13 protein-coding genes are annotated in these 16,589 nt (G+C 75.2%); 6 read left to right on the top strand and 7 right to left on the bottom strand.

Annotation, left to right across the window (positions count from 1 at the left end):
- Positions 1-51 precede the first annotated feature (51 nt).
- Complete coding sequence (locus tag J5O08_RS03100; protein WP_218705374.1) at positions 52-684, bottom strand: FMN-dependent NADH-azoreductase; 633 nt, start codon at positions 682-684, stop codon at positions 52-54.
- 110 nt (positions 685-794) lie between these two features.
- Here J5O08_RS03100 and J5O08_RS03095 point away from each other — a divergent pair, with 110 nt between their 5' ends.
- The 5 genes from J5O08_RS03095 (at position 795) to nrdG (ending at position 7,246) form a co-directional block, all read left to right on the top strand.
- Positions 795-1,370, top strand: coding sequence for a MarR family winged helix-turn-helix transcriptional regulator (locus J5O08_RS03095; RefSeq protein WP_217616854.1), 576 nt, complete (start codon positions 795-797; stop codon positions 1,368-1,370).
- 122 nt (positions 1,371-1,492) lie between these two features.
- Positions 1,493-1,987: a GNAT family N-acetyltransferase gene (locus tag J5O08_RS03090; protein ID WP_218705373.1), complete on the top strand. Its 495-nt coding sequence runs from the start codon at positions 1,493-1,495 to the stop codon at positions 1,985-1,987.
- 168 nt (positions 1,988-2,155) lie between these two features.
- On the top strand, positions 2,156-4,207 hold the full coding sequence (locus J5O08_RS03085) for a discoidin domain-containing protein (protein WP_218705372.1): 2,052 nt from the start codon (positions 2,156-2,158) through the stop codon (positions 4,205-4,207).
- A 155-nt stretch (positions 4,208-4,362) separates the two neighbouring features.
- Positions 4,363-6,627, top strand: a complete 2,265-nt coding sequence (gene nrdD / locus J5O08_RS03080; RefSeq protein ID WP_255589179.1) for an anaerobic ribonucleoside-triphosphate reductase — start codon at positions 4,363-4,365, stop codon at positions 6,625-6,627.
- Between the two features lies 1 nt (position 6,628).
- Complete coding sequence (nrdG, locus tag J5O08_RS03075) at positions 6,629-7,246, top strand: anaerobic ribonucleoside-triphosphate reductase activating protein (RefSeq protein ID WP_147794502.1); 618 nt, start codon at positions 6,629-6,631, stop codon at positions 7,244-7,246.
- Positions 7,247-7,261: 15 nt separating this feature from the next.
- Here the strand turns inward: nrdG and nhaA are convergent, their stop codons facing one another.
- Both nhaA and J5O08_RS03065 read right to left on the bottom strand, forming a co-directional pair.
- Complete coding sequence (gene nhaA / locus J5O08_RS03070; protein ID WP_218705371.1) at positions 7,262-8,536, bottom strand: Na+/H+ antiporter NhaA; 1,275 nt, start codon at positions 8,534-8,536, stop codon at positions 7,262-7,264.
- 147 nt (positions 8,537-8,683) lie between these two features.
- Positions 8,684-9,256, bottom strand: a complete 573-nt coding sequence (locus tag J5O08_RS03065; protein WP_218705370.1) for a hypothetical protein — start codon at positions 9,254-9,256, stop codon at positions 8,684-8,686.
- Between the two features lie 139 nt (positions 9,257-9,395).
- Between J5O08_RS03065 and zwf the strand changes: the two genes are divergently transcribed.
- Positions 9,396-10,802, top strand: coding sequence for a glucose-6-phosphate dehydrogenase (gene zwf / locus J5O08_RS03060; protein ID WP_218705369.1), 1,407 nt, complete (start codon positions 9,396-9,398; stop codon positions 10,800-10,802).
- A 21-nt stretch (positions 10,803-10,823) separates the two neighbouring features.
- Here the strand turns inward: zwf and J5O08_RS03055 are convergent, their stop codons facing one another.
- From J5O08_RS03055 to J5O08_RS03040, 4 genes are read right to left on the bottom strand one after another with little or no spacing between them, the layout of a single operon-like run.
- A complete protein-coding gene (locus J5O08_RS03055; protein WP_218705368.1) occupies positions 10,824-12,164 on the bottom strand; it encodes an FAD-dependent oxidoreductase in 1,341 nt (446 codons plus the stop codon).
- Positions 12,161-14,017: a glycoside hydrolase family 15 protein gene (locus J5O08_RS03050; protein WP_218705367.1), complete on the bottom strand. Its 1,857-nt coding sequence runs from the start codon at positions 14,015-14,017 to the stop codon at positions 12,161-12,163. The genes J5O08_RS03055 and J5O08_RS03050 overlap by 4 nt, the downstream gene beginning before the upstream one ends.
- Positions 14,014-15,024, bottom strand: coding sequence for a cytochrome d ubiquinol oxidase subunit II (locus J5O08_RS03045; RefSeq protein ID WP_218705366.1), 1,011 nt, complete (start codon positions 15,022-15,024; stop codon positions 14,014-14,016). Before J5O08_RS03045 ends, J5O08_RS03050 begins: the two co-directional genes overlap by 4 nt.
- The gene (locus J5O08_RS03040) at positions 15,021-16,514 is read right to left on the bottom strand and encodes a cytochrome ubiquinol oxidase subunit I (protein WP_218705365.1); all 1,494 of its coding nucleotides are present in this window, start codon (positions 16,512-16,514) and stop codon (positions 15,021-15,023) included. The genes J5O08_RS03045 and J5O08_RS03040 overlap by 4 nt, the downstream gene beginning before the upstream one ends.
- Positions 16,515-16,589: the final 75 nt, after the last annotated feature.

Here is a 16,589-nt window from a genome sequence, read left to right as displayed (position 1 = left end):
GGGGCGGGCGCGGCGCGGGAGCCGGCGCGCCCGCCCCGGGAGCGCTGCGGGTCAGCGCGCCGCGAGCGCCCGGCCGGCCGCCGCGGCCGCCGCCTCGGCCTCCTTGCGCATCAGCGCGGCCGGCTCGGCCAGCGCGTCCATCGCCGGGTTCACGCCGACGAGGGTGAGCTCGCGCTCGATCACGGTGAGGTCCGCGCCCCACACCTCGCCGACGATGCGGCGCAGGTAGTCGATGCTGTGGTCCCAGCCGTGCTTCGGGGTGCCCGGGCCGTAGCCGCCACCGCGGGTCACGATGAGCACGACCGGCTTGCCCGCCAGGTACGCGTCGCCCGGGGTGCCGCCGGCGATGGCCAGGTCGATCCAGGTCTTTACGTGCTGCGAGACGCCCCAGTTGTAGAGCGGCAGCGCGAGCACGGCGGCGTCGGCGGAGCGCAGCTCGTCGGCGACCTCGACCGCGAGCGCCACGGCGGCGGCCTGCTCGGGGGTCCGCTGCTCGGCGGGTGTCCAGCCTGCGCCGACGGCGGTGGCCCAGGCCTCGGCGGGCAGCGGCTGCTCGCCGAGGTGCCGGCGGACCACGGTCTCGTCGGGGCGCGCGGCCGCGAGCTCGGCGGTGACGAGGTCGGCGAGCGCGGTGCTCGCGGAGTGCGCGCCCTGGATGGAGGCGTCGATGCGCAGCACGGTCATGGGGACTCCCGGGGGGAACGGCGCCGCGGTCCCGCGGCGCGAGGTTGAATGTTCAACACGCACCCTAGGCACCCGTGTGTTGAATGTTCAAGTCCGGTAGGATCGGCGGCATGAGCCAGCGGGTCGAGGACGCCACGCCGTGGCTCTCCGACGCCCAGGTCGAGGACTGGAAGGCCGTCGTCGCGCTGCTGACCACCCTGCCCGCGGCGCTCGACGCGCAGCTCAAGCGGGACGCGGGGATGAACCTCTACGAGTACAACGTCCTGGTCGCGCTGTCCGAGCGGCCGCACGGCGAGATCCCGATGAGCGACCTCGCGCGCCTCACGCAGAGCTCCCCGTCCCGGCTGTCGCACGCGGTCGCGCGGCTCGAGCAGGCCGGCTGGGTCACGCGCGGCTCGTGCGTCGCCGCGGGCAAGCGCACCAGCGCGCGGCTCACGGACGGCGGCGAGGACCAGCTCCGCCGCGCGGCGCCCGGACACGTCCGGGAGGTGCGCCGCCTCGTCGTCGACGCGCTCGGCCCGGATCGGATGGCGGCGCTCGGCGACGCCGCCCTGACCGTCGTGCGGCACGCGGCGCCCGACGTCGCCGACCTGCTGCCCGCCTGCACCGCAGCCGACACGACCGCCTCGGCCGCCTGCGCCGCGGCCGCCGACCTCGACGCGCCGACCGCAGCCCGGGGCACGTAGCCGCCCACGCAGCCGGCGCCGTCGACCGCGCCGGACGCCCGCCGAGCCCGCGGCACCCCCGTGCTACGTTGCGCCGCGTGCGACCCCGGGCGGGGCCCCGCGCCCCGGGAGGATCCAGCCGCATGACCACCACGTCCGACGCGCCCTTCACGCTCGAGTCCGTCGACTGGGCCGACCCGCGCGCCGCCGCCCTGCGCGACGCCATGGACGCCGAGATGGGCGCGCGCTACGCGTCGGCCGGCCCGATGAGCGCCGCGGCGCACGCCGCCCTGACCGTCGACCCGGCCGCCGTCCGGCACGTCGTGCTCGCCGTCGACCACGCCGGCACCCCGATCGGCCACGCGGCCCTGCGGGACCACGGCGGCGAGTGGGAGGTCAAGCGCGTCGTCGTGGCGGCCGGCCAGCGCGGCCGCGGGGTGGGGCGCGCGATCATGTCCGAGGTCGAGCGGGTCGCCCGCGCCGCCGGCGCCGACCGCGTGATCCTGCAGACCGGCGACCGCCAGCCCGAGGCCGAGGCGCTGTACACCGCGCTGGGCTGGACCCGGATCCCCACCTACCCGCCGTACGACACCGCGCTGCCGCTGCAGTCCCGGTGCTACGAGAAGCGCCTGGCCTGACGCACCCGCCCGAGCCGGCGCACCGACGGCCCGGACACCTGGCACCGCCCGGGCCCGCCCCTCTGATCGCCGCGCGCGCCTGCCGGTGGAAGGTTGTGACCAACACGCCGTCGGCGTGTCCGTCACGGCCTTCCACTCTCGCGGAGGGGTCGATCCCAGGGGGCGACCATGTCCGAGCGACCCACCGGGGACGCGCGCCGGCGGCGCACCGGGCGCACGCTCCTGGTCGCCGCGGCACTGGTGGCCGCTCTGGCCGTCGCGGTGCCGCTGCTGCTGACGCGGACCGGGCAGCACCGCACGCCCGACGGCGAGCCCGCCGCCCGGGTCGCCGAGGTGTGGACCACGACAGCCGACGGCGTGCGCCGCGTCGAGCGGACCGCGACGGTCGATCCGGCCCCCGCCGGCACGCCGGACCCCGGCACCCCCACGATCACCGTCGACGACCCCGCCGGACCCGCTCCGGAGGTCACCGGCTTCGGCGCCGCGCTCACCCTGTCCTCGGCGTCGCTGCTGCTCGCCATGCCCGAGGACGACCGCCGCGCCCTGCTCACCGAGCTGTTCGACCCGGCCGGCCCGGTGCGGCTGTCGGTGGTCCGGGTCGCGCTCGGCGGCTCCGACTTCGTCCCCGGCCCGGGGCCTGCGACCACGTACGACGACCTCCCGCCCGGAGAGACCGACGGGGACCTCGAGCGGTTCAGCAGCGCGGGCGACGAGCCGCTGCGCGCGCTGCTCCGCGAGATCCGGGTGCTGGCGCCGGACCTGACGGTGATCGCGTCGCCGTGGAGCCCGCCGGCCTGGCTGAAGACCTCGGGCAGCCTCGAGGGCGGCCGGCTGCTCGACGACGACCGCGCGTACGCGACCTACGCCACGTACCTGGTGCGGTCGCTCCAGGAGTGGGCGGCGGCCGGGGTGCCGGTCGACGCGCTCACGGTGCAGAACGAGCCGCAGGCCCGGCACCCCGACGGCTACCCCGGGACGGACCTGCCGGTCGCCGACGAGGTGCGGCTGCTCGACGCCTTGGGTCCGGCGCTGGCGGACGCAGGCCTCGACCCGGCGGTGCTGGCGTACGACCACAACTGGGCGCTGCACCCCGCGGACGCCGCGTCGACGCCGGAGGGCGCGGACCCCGAGGCCGACTACCCGCTGCGCGTGCTGCGGAGCGACGCCGCGCGCTGGGTCGCCGGCGTCGCCTTCCACTGCTACTCCGGGGACGCGTCGGCGCAGGACGCGGTCCGGGACGAGTTCCCGGACGCGGCCGTCTGGGTCACCGAGTGCTCGGGCTCGCACGCGCCGGGCACCCCGCCCGAGCAGGTGTTCGCCGACACGCTCGGCTGGCAGTCCCGCCACCTGCTGGTGGCCTCGCTCGCGCACGGGGCCTCCGCGGTGCTCACCTGGAACCTGGCGCTCGACCCGGACGGCGGCCCGCACGTCGGCGGCTGCGGCACCTGCACCGGGGTGGTCACCGTCGACGGGGCGGAGGCGACGCCGAACGCGGAGCACGACGTGCTCGCCCACGCCGCACGCTTCCTGCCGCGCGGCTCGACCCGGGTCGGCTCGACGTCGACCGCCGGCGACACCGTGGCGCAGGTGGCGCTCCGGACCCCGGCCGGCGCGACGGTCCTGCTCGTGGCCCACGACGGCGACGAGGACGCCACCGTCGACGTCCTGGACGGCGGCGCCCGCTACCCCGTCCGCCTCCCGCCGCGCTCGCTGAGCACGGTCCTCGTCGGCGACGCGGGCGCCCGCGCGGTCGCCGACCCCGGGACCGCCCGCGCCGCCGACCCGGACGCCTCCGCACTCCCCACACAGCCGGACCTGTCGGGCGCCGTCGCCACCGCCGACCCGGCCGGCCCCGACGACCCGTGCTGCACCGGCGACGTCGCCGCGCGCGCGATCGACGACGACCCCGCCACCCGGTGGTCCACCGGCCGCCCCCAGCGCCCGGGCGACGCGCTGGAGGTCGACCTCGGCCGCGCGGTCGCGGTCCGCGGCGTCGTCCTCGACGCCGGCGCGGGGAGCGCGGGCGACTGGCCCCGCGGCTACGAGGTGCTCGCCAGCGCGGACGGCGCGTCCTGGACCGTCGCCGCCCCCGCCCGCGCGGGGGCCGGTCAGGTCGCGGCCGCCGCGCTCGACGGCACCGGGGTGCGGTACCTGCGCGTCCGGCTGACCGCCGACGCCGACCCGTGGTGGAGCGTCGCCGAGCTCCGCGTCCTGGCGTGACGGGCGCCGGTGCTCCGTTCGGGTGAACGCCCCCGTCCTACCCCGCAGGACGGCGCACCCCAGGGACGTTCGTCCCATTGCCCCCCACATGTGGGGTTGCGAGGCTGGACCAGGCACTACATCTAGTGCCGCGAGCAGATCGGGAGTGGATACGCATGACGCTGGTGGGACCGCACGTCTCGGAGCTCGCGGAGGCCGCACCGGCCGCGGACGGCCCGCACTCCCCCTCGGCCGCCGCGGGGCTCGTCGTGCGCAAGCGGGACGGCCGCGTGCTGCCCTTCGACCCGATCCGGGTGCACAGCGCGCTCGGCCGCGCGTTCGCGCACGTGCACGGCCTGCTGGGCCCGCTGCACGACCTCACGATCGCCGAGCTGGTCGAGCGGATCGACGCGGAGCTCGCCGCCCGGTTCACCGGCGAGGTGCGGATCTACGAGATCCAGAACGTGGTCGAGCACACGCTCCTGGAGGCCCGCGAGTACGAGGTCGCCGAGGCGTACATCGACTACCGGGTGCAGCGGGACCTGGCGCGGTCGAAGGCCCTCGACGTCAACCACTCGATCGGCCAGCTCGTCGGCAAGGACTCGTCCGTCGTCCACGAGAACGCCAACAAGGACGCCGACGTCTTCAACACCCAGCGCGACCTCACGGCCGGTGCGGTGGGCAAGGCCATCGGGCTGCGGATGCTCCCGCCGCACGTCGCGAACGCGCACGCCAAGGGCGACCTGCACTACCACGACCTCGACTACCACCCCTACGCCCCGATGACGAACTGCTGCCTCATCGACTTCCGGACGATGCTGTCCGAGGGCTTCCGGATCGGGAACGCCCAGGTCGACCCGCCGCGGTCCATCCAGACCGCGACCGCGCAGATCTCGCAGATCATCGCGAACGTGTCGTCGAGCCAGTACGGCGGCTGCTCGGTCAACCGGATCGACGAGCTGCTGGCCCCGTACGCGGAGCGGAACTTCGCCAAGCACCTCGCCGACGCCGAGCAGTGGGTCTCCGAGCCGGAGCGCCGGCGCGCGTACGCGGAGGAGAAGACCCGCAAGGACGTCTACGACGCGATGCAGAGCCTCGAGTACGAGATCAACACCCTGTTCACGTCGAACGGGCAGACCCCGTTCACGTCGGTCGGGTTCGGCCTCGGCACGGGCTGGTTCGAGCGCGAGATCCAGCGCGCCATCCTGCAGATCCGCATCCTCGGTCTGGGCAAGGAGCGCCGCACCGCGATCTTCCCCAAGCTGATCTTCACGCTGCGCCGCGGCGTGAACCTCACCGCGGACGACCCGAACTACGACATCAAGCAGCTGGCCGTCGAGTGCGCGACCAAGCGCATGTACCCGGACATCCTCAGCTACGACAAGATCGTCGAGATCACCGGCTCGTTCAAGGTGCCGATGGGCTGCCGGTCCTTCCTGCAGGGCTGGGAGGACGCCGACGGGAACGACGTCGTCGAGGGCCGGATGAACCTGGGCGTGGTGACCCTCAACGTCCCGCGCATCGCCCTGGAGACCCGTGGCGACCTGGACGCGTTCTGGGCCCTGCTGGACCAGCGGCTGGAGACCGTGCACGACGCGCTGCTGTACCGCGTCGAGCGGTGCAAGGAGGCCGTGCCGGCGAACGCCCCGATCCTGTACGTGCACGGCGCGTTCGGGCAGCGGCTCGCGCCGGACGACGACGTCGACGCGCTGTTCCGCGGCGGCCGCGCGACGGTCTCGCTCGGCTACATCGGGCTGTACGAGGCCGCGGCCGCGTTCTACGGCGGCGACTGGGAGTCCGACCCCGAGGCCAAGGAGTTCACGCTGCGCGTGCTGCGCACCCTCGCGGCCCGCGCGAAGGAGTGGACCGCGAGGCACGGCTACCAGTTCTCGGTGTACTCCACGCCGTCCGAGTCGCTGACCGACCGGTTCTGCCGGCTGGACACCAAGAAGTTCGGGCTCGTCCCGGACATCACCGACAAGGACTACTACACGAACTCGTTCCACTACGACGTGCGCAAGGCGCCGACCCCGTTCGAGAAGCTCGACTTCGAGGCGGAGTACCCGCAGTACGCGTCGGGCGGGTTCATCCACTACTGCGAGTACCCGGTGCTGCAGCAGAACCCGAAGGCCCTCGAGGCCGTGTGGGACTACGCCTACGACCGGGTCGGCTACCTCGGCACGAACACCCCGATCGACCGCTGCCTGGAGTGCGGGTTCTCCGGCGACTTCACCCCGACCGAGCGCGGCTTCGCCTGCCCGGGCTGCGGCAACAGCGACCCGCGCACCTGCGACGTGGTGAAGCGGACCTGCGGCTACCTGGGCAACCCCCAGCAGCGGCCGATGGTGCACGGCCGGCACGTGGAGATCTCGTCCCGGGTCAAGCACCTCGCCGGCCCGACGTCGCTCGCGGCGGCGGCCGGGGACGCCGGGGGCGCCTGACGTGGCCCGCACGCCCGCCGTCGGCCAGTGGCGCGCGGCGGCCCTGAGCCAGGACCGGGTCGCCGACTACAAGCCGTTCGTCATGGTCGACGGCGAGGGCGTGCGGTGCAGCCTGTACGTGTCGGGCTGCCCGTTCGCCTGCGCCGGCTGCTTCAACGAGGCGGCCTGGTCGTTCCGGTACGGCACCCCGTTCGACGACGCGCTGGCGGACCGGATCGCCGCCGACCTCGCCCACGAGGCCGTGCAGGGGCTGTCGCTGCTCGGCGGCGAGCCGTTCCTCAACACCGGTGCGTGCCTGCGGGTGGTGCGCCGGCTGCGCGCCGAGCACGGGCGCGCGAAGGACGTGTGGTGCTGGTCCGGCTACACGTTCGAGGAGCTCCTGGCAGAGGCCGCGGCGGGGCAGGCCGACAAGGCCGAGCTGCTCGGCGAGCTCGACGTGCTGGTCGACGGCCGGTTCGAGCTCGCGCAGCGCGACCTCACGCTGGCGTTCCGCGGCAGCCGGAACCAGCGGGTGCTCGACGTCCCGGCCTCGCTGGCCGCGGGGCGCGCGGTGCCGCGCGGCGGCCTCGTCGGGGCGACGGACGTGGGGGCGCCCCCGGACCGGCGCGCGCTGGTCTGAGGGCACCCCGCCCGGTCAGGGCACGAGGGTCTCGTCGGAGCCGATCGCCGGCTGCGGCCGGTCGACCACGCCGTCGCGGTTCTCGTCGGCCGACCGCGCGCGGCGCGCGTCGATCCGGAGCAGCACCGCGGCCACCGTCGCGGACAGCACGGTGCCCGCGAGCACCGCGATCTTCGCCGCCCCGACCAGGCCGTCGTCCCCCTCGAACGCGAGCTCGGCGATCAGCAGGGAGACCGTGAACCCGATGCCCGCGAGCAGCCCGACGGGCGCCAGGTCCCGGATCCCGACCCCCTCGGGCAGCCGGAGGCCGGAGCCGCGCGTCACCAGCGCGACCGCGCCGAGGATGCCGAGCACCTTGCCGGCCACCAGGCCGAGGACCACCGCGAGGACGACCGGCTCGCCGACGACGCCACCGACCGCGTCGCCGTCCACCAGCGTGACCCCGGCCGCGAAGAAGGCGAACAGGGGCAGCGCGATCACGGACGACCAGGGCCGCGCGGCGTGCTCGTACCGCTGCACCCGCGACCCCTGCTCGCCGTTCACGGGCCGCGCGGGCACGGTGAGCCCGAGCAGCACGCCCGCGATCGTCGCGTGCACGCCGGACGCGTGCATGAAGCCCCACGCCACCAGACCGAGCGGCCACAGCAGCCACGGGTGCACGTACGCCGAGCGCGCGAGCAGGGCGAACAGCACCACGGCGCCGACCGCGGCCGCGAGCGGCGCGAGCGCGACGCCGTCGGAGTAGAACACCGCGATCACCACGATCGCGAGCAGGTCGTCGACGACGGCGAGCGTGAGCAGGAAGGTCCGGATCGCGACCGGCAGGCCGCGCCCGAAGATCGCGAGCACGGCGAGCGCGAACGCGATGTCCGTGGCCGTCGGCACCGCCCAGCCCCGGGCGGCGCCCGCGTCGCCCGCGGCCGTCACGACCGCCAGGTAGATCGCGGCGGGGACCAGCATCCCGCCCACCGCGGCGATCACCGGGACCGCCGCCCGTCGCGGGTCCCGCAGGCTGCCCGCCACGATCTCGTGCTTCAGCTCGAGGCCGACGGTGAAGAAGAAGATCGCGAGCAGCCCGTCGGCCGCCCAGTGCGCGAGGTCCAGGTCGAGGTGCCAGGCCTCGATGCCGACGGTCCAGGCGGACAGGTCGTGGTACGCCTCGCGCCAGGGCGAGTTCGCCCAGACGAGCGCGAGCGCGGCGGCGGCGATGAGCAGGGCCCCGCCGGTCGTCTCGCGCGACGCCCAGGCGCGGAGCGGGCGTGCGGACGTGCGGGTGTCGTGGTGCGGCACGGTTCTCCCCAGGAGGTGGCGGCTGAACCCGCGCACGGAGGGTCGCCGAGCGCGGAGCCGACCAGACTTCCCGGCACACCAGGGGACGACCCTACCGACGGCGGGGGCGGACGGCACCCGGGGTCCGCGAGCCGGACGGCCGCGGGCTCAGCCCTGGTCGATCACCCACTCGACCTCGTCCGACCCCGCGGGCAGGGTCACGTCGCCCGCCGGGCCGAGGAGCACGCGCAGGTCGCCCGTGGGCTCCTCCGGCAGCGCCACCACGGTCGTCGCGGGCACGTAGTCCGCGGTGCACGCGCCGCCGGTGGGCTCGGGGAACGTGATCTCGACCTCGTCCGCGCCCGCCGCGCCGGTGGCGACCGCGTCGGGGTCCGCGACCATCGGGCAGGTGCTCGACCCGAAGGTGATGACGTAGATCAGCGACGGGTCGGCGGTGCGCGACGCCCCGGCGACCGCGCCCTCCGGCGGCGCGGCCACGCCCTCGGGCAGCCCGACGACCGACGACCCCGCGGTCAGCGCCACGGCGGACCCGGACGGCGCGGGCTCCGACGTCGCCGCCGACGGGCTCGTGGACGGGCTCGCGGACGGACCGCCGTCCCCGCCGTAGCCCCCGGACCCGCCCGAGCAGGCGGCGAGCAGGACCAGCAGCCCGACGGCGGCGAGCCCGCGCGCGGAGCGCGCGACCGGTGCCGCGCCGTGGGTGTCCCGGGCGTGCCTCACGCCGACCAGCCTCGCCCGGGCCGCCCGCGCCCGCATCGCCCGCCGCGGATGAGGACGCGGCCGCGCGCCGGGAGTTGGCTCGGACCGGACCCCGGCGACGCGACGGGCGCCGCCCGGCCCGCCAGCCGAGGAGGCAGCGATGACTGGATCCCGCGCGGCCACGGAGCCGCGACCCGCCGACGTCCTGGTCGTGTTCGGCATCACCGGCGACCTCGCCCGCGTGATGACCTTCCGGTCCCTGTACCGGCTGGAGAGCCGCGGCCTGCTGGACCTGCCGGTCGTCGGGGTCGCGGTCGACGACTGGCCGCTCGACCGGCTGGTCGAGCGCGCGCGGACCTCGATCGAGGCGACGGGGCAGCGGATCGACGAGGAGGTGTTCGCCCGGTTCGCCGGCCGGCTGTCCTACGTGAGCGGCGACTTCACCGACCCGGAGACCTACGAGCGGGTCGCGAAGGCCGTCGACGGCGCGGCGACCCCGGTGTTCTACCTGGAGATCCCGCCGTCGCTGTTCGGCCGGGTCGTCGACGGGCTCGCCGGGGCGGACCTGACCGAGCACGCGCGGGTCGTGGTCGAGAAGCCGTTCGGCCACGACCTCGCGTCCGCGCGGGAGCTCGCCGACCAGCTGCACGAGCACCTGGACGAGTCGCAGCTGTTCCGGATCGACCACTACCTCGGGAAGATGGGGCTCGAGGAGATCCTGCACCTGCGGTTCGCCAACGCGATCCTCGAGCCGCTGTGGAGCCGCAGCTACCTGGAGTGCGTGCAGATCACCATGGCCGAGGACTTCGGCGTCGACGACCGAGGCCACTTCTACGACCCGGTGGGCGCCCTGCGGGACGTCGTCGTCAACCACCTCATGCAGGTGGTGGCGGCCTCCGCGATGGAGCCGCCGTCGCGGGGCGACCCGGCGACGCTCAAGGACTCCGAGGTCGCGCTGTTCCGGGCGGTGGTCGAGGCCGACCCGCGGCACTACGTGCGCGGGCAGTACGAGGGGTACCGGGACGTCGCGGGCGTCGCCGACGGGTCGACGACCGAGACCTACGCCGCGCTGCGGCTCGAGATCGAGAACTGGCGCTGGGCCGGGGTGCCGTTCTACCTCCGGACCGGGAAGAAGCTCCGCGCGACCCAGACCGAGCTGCGGCTGGTGTTCCAGCGGCCGCCGCGGCTCGGGTTCGGGCCGCGCGGCGGCGTCGTCGAGCCCAACCAGCTGATCGTGCGGCTCGACCCGTCGACGGGGATCCGGATCGTCGTGGACGCGCACCGGGCGGACGTCGCCCGGCTCGCCGCCCCGATCGAGCTCGACATGCAGTTCGCCGACGAGGGCGGCGAGGGCCCGACGCCGTACGAGGTGCTGCTGGAGGCCGCGCTCGCCGGGGTCAGCACGCGGTTCGCCCGGCAGGACGCCGTCGAGGAGACCTGGCGGATCATGCAGCCGCTCCTGGACGACCCGCCGCCGGTGCACGCCTACGCCCCGGGCACGTGGGGGCCCGCCGCCGCCGACGCGCTCACCGAGCGGTCGGGCGGCTGGCGGGGGCCCTGGGTCTGAGCCGGCCGACGACCCGGGGCGTCACGCCCCCGGGTCGATGTGCGGCACGTCCGCCGTCGAGTCCTCCCACGCGATCCGGTGCGGCGCGTCCGTCATCTCGACGAGCGCCGAGTGGTCCCGGTCGAAGTAGTCCCACGCCCAGGACAGGAACGCGTCGGTCTTGGAGTGCGCCCCGCTGAGCAGCATGGCGTGCACCCCGAGCCAGGCGGCGAAGGCGACCGGGCCCTCGACCGTGTGGTGCCGGTGCCCGACCTCGGCGACCGCGGCGTTCCGGCCGATCATCGCCATGATGCCCTTGTCCTTGTACCGGAACGGCTCGGTCGGCGCCCCGCGCCGTTCGCGGAGCACGTTCGCCCCCGCGGCCCGGCCGGACTGCTGCGCGACGGAGCCGAGCTGCGGGAGCGTGCGGCCGTCCGGGCCGGGGATGTTGGCCGCGTCGCCGACCGCGTAGACGCCGGGCAGCCCGGGCACGCTCAGGTCGGCGGCGACGTCCACCCGCCCGCCGCGGCCGGTCGGCACGCCGGCCCCGAGCACGATCGGCGCGGCCGACTCCCCGCCGCCCCAGACGACGGTCCGGGTCGGGATCGTCGTGCCGTCGTCGAGCTCCACCCGGTCGGCGTGCACGGCCGCGACCCCGGTGCCCAGCCGGACCTCGACGCCGACGCTCGTCAGGTGGCCGTGCGCGTAGTGGTGCGCCGCGTCGGTGAACGGCGCGAGCAGGGCGGTCCCGCGGTCGACCAGGACGACCCGCGCCGGCGCGGCCAGGCGCCCCGTGCGGGTCAGCGCGGCCATCAGCTCGGCCACGGCGCCCGCCGTCTCGACTCCGGTCGGGCCGCCGCCCACCACGACGACGTCCAGCGCGCCAAGGGGCGGCTCCGGCGCGTCCTTCGTCCCGGGCGCGTGCGCGTGCTCCCGCACGAGGCCGTGCAGGTGCCGCCGCAACCGCTCGGCGTCCACCACCGAGTACAGCGGGAACGCGTGCTCCGCCGCGCCGGGCACCCCGAAGAACTCGGGCTGCGCCCCCGCGGCGAGCACCAGGTGGGACCCCGCGACCTCCGTCCCGTCGCCCAACGTGACCCGGTGCGCGGCCGCGTCGACCGCGACCGCCTCGGCGGTCAGCACGCGCACGGTCGGGTGCTTGTGGAAGATGACCCGGTGCGGGCGCGCGACGTCCTCGGCGGGCAGCTGCGACGTCGCCACCTGGTAGAGCAGCGGCTGGAACTGGTGGTAGTCGTTCCGGTCGACCAGCACGACCGGCTCCCCCGCGTCGCCGAGCGCGTGGGCGCACGCGACGCCCGCGAGGCCGCCGCCGAGGACGACGACCGGGTCCTGCGGCAGGTCCACCGCGCCGTCGGCGGTCACAGGGACATCTCCTTGCGGAAGTCGGTGAGGATGATCCGCCCCGCGGCCTGCATGAGCGCCAGGTGGGAGAACGCCTGCGGCGGGTTGCCGAGGTGCCGGGACCGCTCGACCTCGTACTCCTCGGCGTAGAGGCCGAGCGGGGAGGCGATGCGCAGCAGCCGCTCCATGAGGTCGTTCGCCCGCTCCGACTCGCCGATCGCCGCCAGCGCCGACACCAGCCAGAACGAGCAGATGAGGAACGTGCCCTCCTTGCCGGACATCCCGTCGTCGGTCTCGTCGGTGCGGTACCGCAGCACGTACCCGTTCTCGGTGAGCTCGCTGCCGACCGCCTCGACCGTCGCCCGGATCCGCGGGTCCTCCGGCGGCAGGAACCCGAACAGCGGCGCGAGCAGCGTGGACGCGTCGAGCGCGTCGGTGTCGTAGTGCTGCCGCAGCGCGCCGTCGTCCCGCAGCCCGTGCTCCAGGATGTCGGCACGGATCTCGTCGGCGGTCGCGCGCCACTGCTCCGCGTGCTCCCGGTCGTCCCGGATCCCGGCGAGCTGGGCCGCCCGGTCCATCGCGACCCAGCCCATCAGCTTGGAGGACACGTAGTGCTGCGGCTTGCCGCGCGCCTCCCAGATGCCCTGGTCGGGCTCCTTCCAGGTGGCCATCGCAGCCGCGGCCTGCGACTCGACCAGCGGCCACAGCCGCCGGGGCACGTGCCGGCTGCGGACGGTGTGCAGCAGGATCGAGTCCAGCACGGCGCCGTAGACGTCGTTCTGCCGCTGGTCGAACGCGGCGTTCCCGATCCGGACCGGGCGGGCGTGCTCGTAGCCGGTGAGCTCGTCCCGGGTGGACTCGGTGAGGTCCCGCCGCCCGTCGACGCCGTACATGATCTGCAGCCCGCCGTCCTCGGCCGGCTCCAGGTCGGCGACGAACTGCATGAACTCGTCGGCCTCCCAGTCCAGGTTGAGGTAGTGCAGCGCCTGCAGCGTGAACGTGGTGTCCCGGATCCAGGTGTACCGGTAGTCCCAGTTCCGCTCGCCGCCGGGCGTCTCGGGCAGCGAGGTGGTGAGCGCGGCCACCGTGGCGCCGGTGGGCATGTAGGTCAGGCCCTTGATGGTGAGCGCGGACCGCTCGATGGCGGGGCGCAGGTGGTGGTCGGGCACCCGGGCGCGGGCGAGCCAGTTCCGCCAGAAGTCGATCGTGGCCCGGACCCGGCCCTCGGCGTCGGCGTCGTCGGCCGGCACGACGAGGCCGTCCGCCCAGGAGACGACGCAGTAGGCGGTCTCCCCCTCGGCGAGGACGTGCCGGGCGCGCGCGGACCCGCCCTCGATGCCGATCCGCATGTCGGTCGCGAGCCGGAACGTCTGCCCCGCGCCGGTCGCGTCGGCGGCGTGGCCGTCCTCGCCCACCGCGGTCCAGGTCGCCGGCGTGCGGCCGTAGTCGAACGCGGGCTCGCAGACCAGCTCGACCTCGATGCTGCCGCTCAGGCACTTCACCGTCCGGACCAGCAGGTGCTCGGCGTCGTCGTCGGCGGGCGGCCGGGTGTGCGGGGTGACGGCGTCGTGGCCGGTGCTCGGGCCCATCGTGAGCGCGTCGTGCACCAGCAGCCAGCCGCCCGGGGTGTGCCAGGTCGTCGTCATGACGTTGGTGCCCGGCACGTACGCGCGCGACGTCGGGACGTTGATCCCGTACGGCCCGAACCGGAACGACCCCGCGCCGCGGTCCAGCAGGTTCCCGAACACGGCCGGCGAGTCGAACGACGGCAGGCACAGCCAGTCGACCGAGCCGTCCGGCGCGATCAGCGCCCCGGTGTGGCAGTCCGACAGGAACGCGTAGTCGGCGATCGGCGGGAACGGGGACACGCTCATGGTTCGACACCTTCCTCGGGGAGCAGCCGGCGCTGCGCCAGCACGTACAGCAGGACGAACGCGGGGGCGACGAGCAGCAGCCCGAGGCCGACCGCGGCGACCAGGGCGGTGAGCGTCCCGTCGGGGGCGGCCGCGTCGGCGACCGTGAGCGCGCCGGGCAGCAGGTCGGGCCACTGCGCCACGCCCCACGCGGCGATCACGCCGGTGACGGCGAGCACCGCCAGCGCCCGGGCCCCGCGGGTCGCGTCGCGCAGCAGGAGCAGCAGGGCGCCCACCGCGCACAGCGTCCCGGCCACGACCAGGGGCAGCGCGGTGGTCACCAGCTCCTCGAAGACGGGGTGCGCGTCCCGGTCCACCACGACCAGCCCGACCGCGGCGACCACGCCCGCCACCACCGCCGCCGCGACCGCCCGGCGCCGGAAGTAGCCGACCATCGCCGGGTCGTCGCCGTGCCGGGCGTCGCGGACCAGGTACACCGCCGCGAGGTAGGCCGCGAGCGCCACCGCCAGCACGCCGACCGCGATCGACACCGGGTTCAGCCAGCTGGTGACCGGGTCGCCCGCTCGGCCGCCCGCCGGCACCTCCCCCGCCGCGATGCCGCCCGCGACGGCACCGAGGCAGAACGGCACCAGCACCGACGACAGGGCGAACGCGCCGCCGAACACCCGCCGGACACCCGTGCCGACCACGGCCTTGCGGAACGCGAAGCTCGCGCCGCGCAGCACGATGCCCACCGCCGCGATCGTCAGCGGGACGAACATGGTGAGCCAGATCGACGCGTACGCCTCGGGGAACGCCGTCCACGTCACCACCAGGACGAAGATCAGCCACACGTGGTTGGCCTCCCAGACCGGGCCGATCGACCGCTCGACCACGGCCCGCAGCGCGGCTCCCCGCTCGGCGCCGCCCGCGGTCAGGTCCCAGAACCCCGCACCGAAGTCCGCCCCGCCGAACGCGGCGTAGGCCGCGAGCGCCAGCAGCAGCACGACGGCGACGGCGGTGCTCATCGTGGCTCCCGCGCGTCGTGGTCCGGCGCGGCGCCGCCCGCGGCCGGCTCCGGGGCGCGGGCGTCGTCGGGCACCCGCCCCACCCCGTCGGGCGACGGGCCGTACGGGGTGTCGTCGTCCCGGAACGCCGCCTGCCGCCGGAACCGCCGGCTCATCGCGCGCAGCACCAGCACCGTCGTCGTGCCCAGCACCAGGTACAGCAGCACGACGCCGACGAACGTCGCCCACACGCCCTCGTTGCCGGTGGCGGCGTCCTCGACGCGCATCACCTCGTAGACGATCCACGGCTGCCGGCCGACCTCGGTCACGATCCAGCCGGCCTCCATCGCCAGCACGGCGAGCACCCCGGAGGCCGAGACCGCCGCGAGGAACAGCCGTCCCCGCGGCGCCCGGCGTCGGACGAGCCAGACCACCCCGTACCAGCCGGCGAGCAGCAGGAGCAGCGTGCCGATCCCGACCATGACGTCCCAGGCCAGGTGGACGGTGTTGACCTCGCGGGTGGTCGGCCGCTCGTCCGCGGGCACCGAGTCGAGGCCCTGCACCACGGTGTCCCGCCCCGTGCTCGGGTCCGACAGCCAGGACGCCATCCCGGGGATCGGCAGCCCGCCCTCCACCTGGCCGTCGGGACCGAGCCGGCCCAGCAGCGTCTCCGGCACGTCCGAGGACGTCTCCGGCACCAGCTCGATCGCGGCGAACTTCACCGGCTGGTTCTCGTAGACCCAGCGCGCCAGTCCGTCACCGACCCCCATCTGGATCGGCGCCGCGATCGCCGCCACCGTGAAGGCGATCGTGAACCCGAGCCGGTGGTACCGGTCGCGGCGCCCGCGGAGCATGGCGAACGCGTACACCGAGGCGACCAGGCAGCCGCCGACCAGGTACGCCGCGACCACCATGTGCGCGGCCTGCCAGGGCATCGAGTCGTTGAAGATCACGCGCACCGGGTCCACGGTCGCGATCCGTCCGGAGCCGTCGAGCGTGTAGCCGGTGGGCGCGTTCATCCACGCGTTCGCCGCCACCACCGACACCGAGCCCAGCACCCCGGCCAGGACGATCGGCACCCCGGTCCAGAAGTGCGGCCAGGGCCGCAGCCGGCGCCAGCCGAAGATGTAGATCGCGACGAAGATCGCCTCGAGGAAGAAGAAGATCCCCTCGAACGCGAACGGCACCCCGAACGCGTCGCCCCACTGCGCCATGAACCGCGGCCAGAGCAGCCCGAACTCGAAGCTCAGCACCGTCCCGGTCACCGCGCCGACCGCGAACGTGACCGCCATGTACTTCGACCAGCGCTGCGCGAGCTCCAACGCGTCGCGGTCGTCGTGCTTGACGCCGCGGTAGTTGGCGATGAGCGCCATCGCCGCCCACGAGACCCCGAGCGGCACCAGGATGATGTGGAACCCGAGCGTGAACGCCATCTGCGAGCGGGCCCACGGCACCGGGTCGACCGCGCTGACGGCGGCCGCGGCGGCGAGCTGGTCGACGGGAAGCACCACGCGTCTCCTCACCCGTGCGGGGGCGACCGCGGGTGGCGGTGCCCGTCCGGGGGGTGTGGCGGCCGGTCCGGGTCG

The organism is Cellulomonas sp. PS-H5 (genome assembly GCF_019265565.1).
Taxonomy (GTDB): Bacteria; Actinomycetota; Actinomycetes; order Actinomycetales; family Cellulomonadaceae; genus Cellulomonas.
Note: the sequence above shows the minus strand (reverse complement) of the source record. Positions and strands in the feature narration are given on the sequence as shown.

Excerpts from the sequence above, each read along its gene's own strand:
- J5O08_RS03100 (WP_218705374.1), bottom strand. The coding sequence starts at position 684 with ATGACCGTGCTGCGCATCGACGCCTCCATCCAGGGCGCGCACTCCGCG.
- J5O08_RS03095 (WP_217616854.1), top strand. The coding sequence starts at position 795 with ATGAGCCAGCGGGTCGAGGACGCCACGCCGTGGCTCTCCGACGCCCAG.
- J5O08_RS03090 (WP_218705373.1), top strand. The coding sequence starts at position 1,493 with ATGACCACCACGTCCGACGCGCCCTTCACGCTCGAGTCCGTCGACTGG.
- J5O08_RS03085 (WP_218705372.1), top strand. The coding sequence starts at position 2,156 with ATGTCCGAGCGACCCACCGGGGACGCGCGCCGGCGGCGCACCGGGCGC.
- nrdD (WP_255589179.1), top strand. The coding sequence starts at position 4,363 with ATGACGCTGGTGGGACCGCACGTCTCGGAGCTCGCGGAGGCCGCACCG.
- zwf (WP_218705369.1), top strand. The coding sequence starts at position 9,396 with ATGACTGGATCCCGCGCGGCCACGGAGCCGCGACCCGCCGACGTCCTG.
- J5O08_RS03050 (WP_218705367.1), bottom strand. The coding sequence starts at position 14,017 with ATGAGCGTGTCCCCGTTCCCGCCGATCGCCGACTACGCGTTCCTGTCG.
- J5O08_RS03045 (WP_218705366.1), bottom strand. The coding sequence starts at position 15,024 with ATGAGCACCGCCGTCGCCGTCGTGCTGCTGCTGGCGCTCGCGGCCTAC.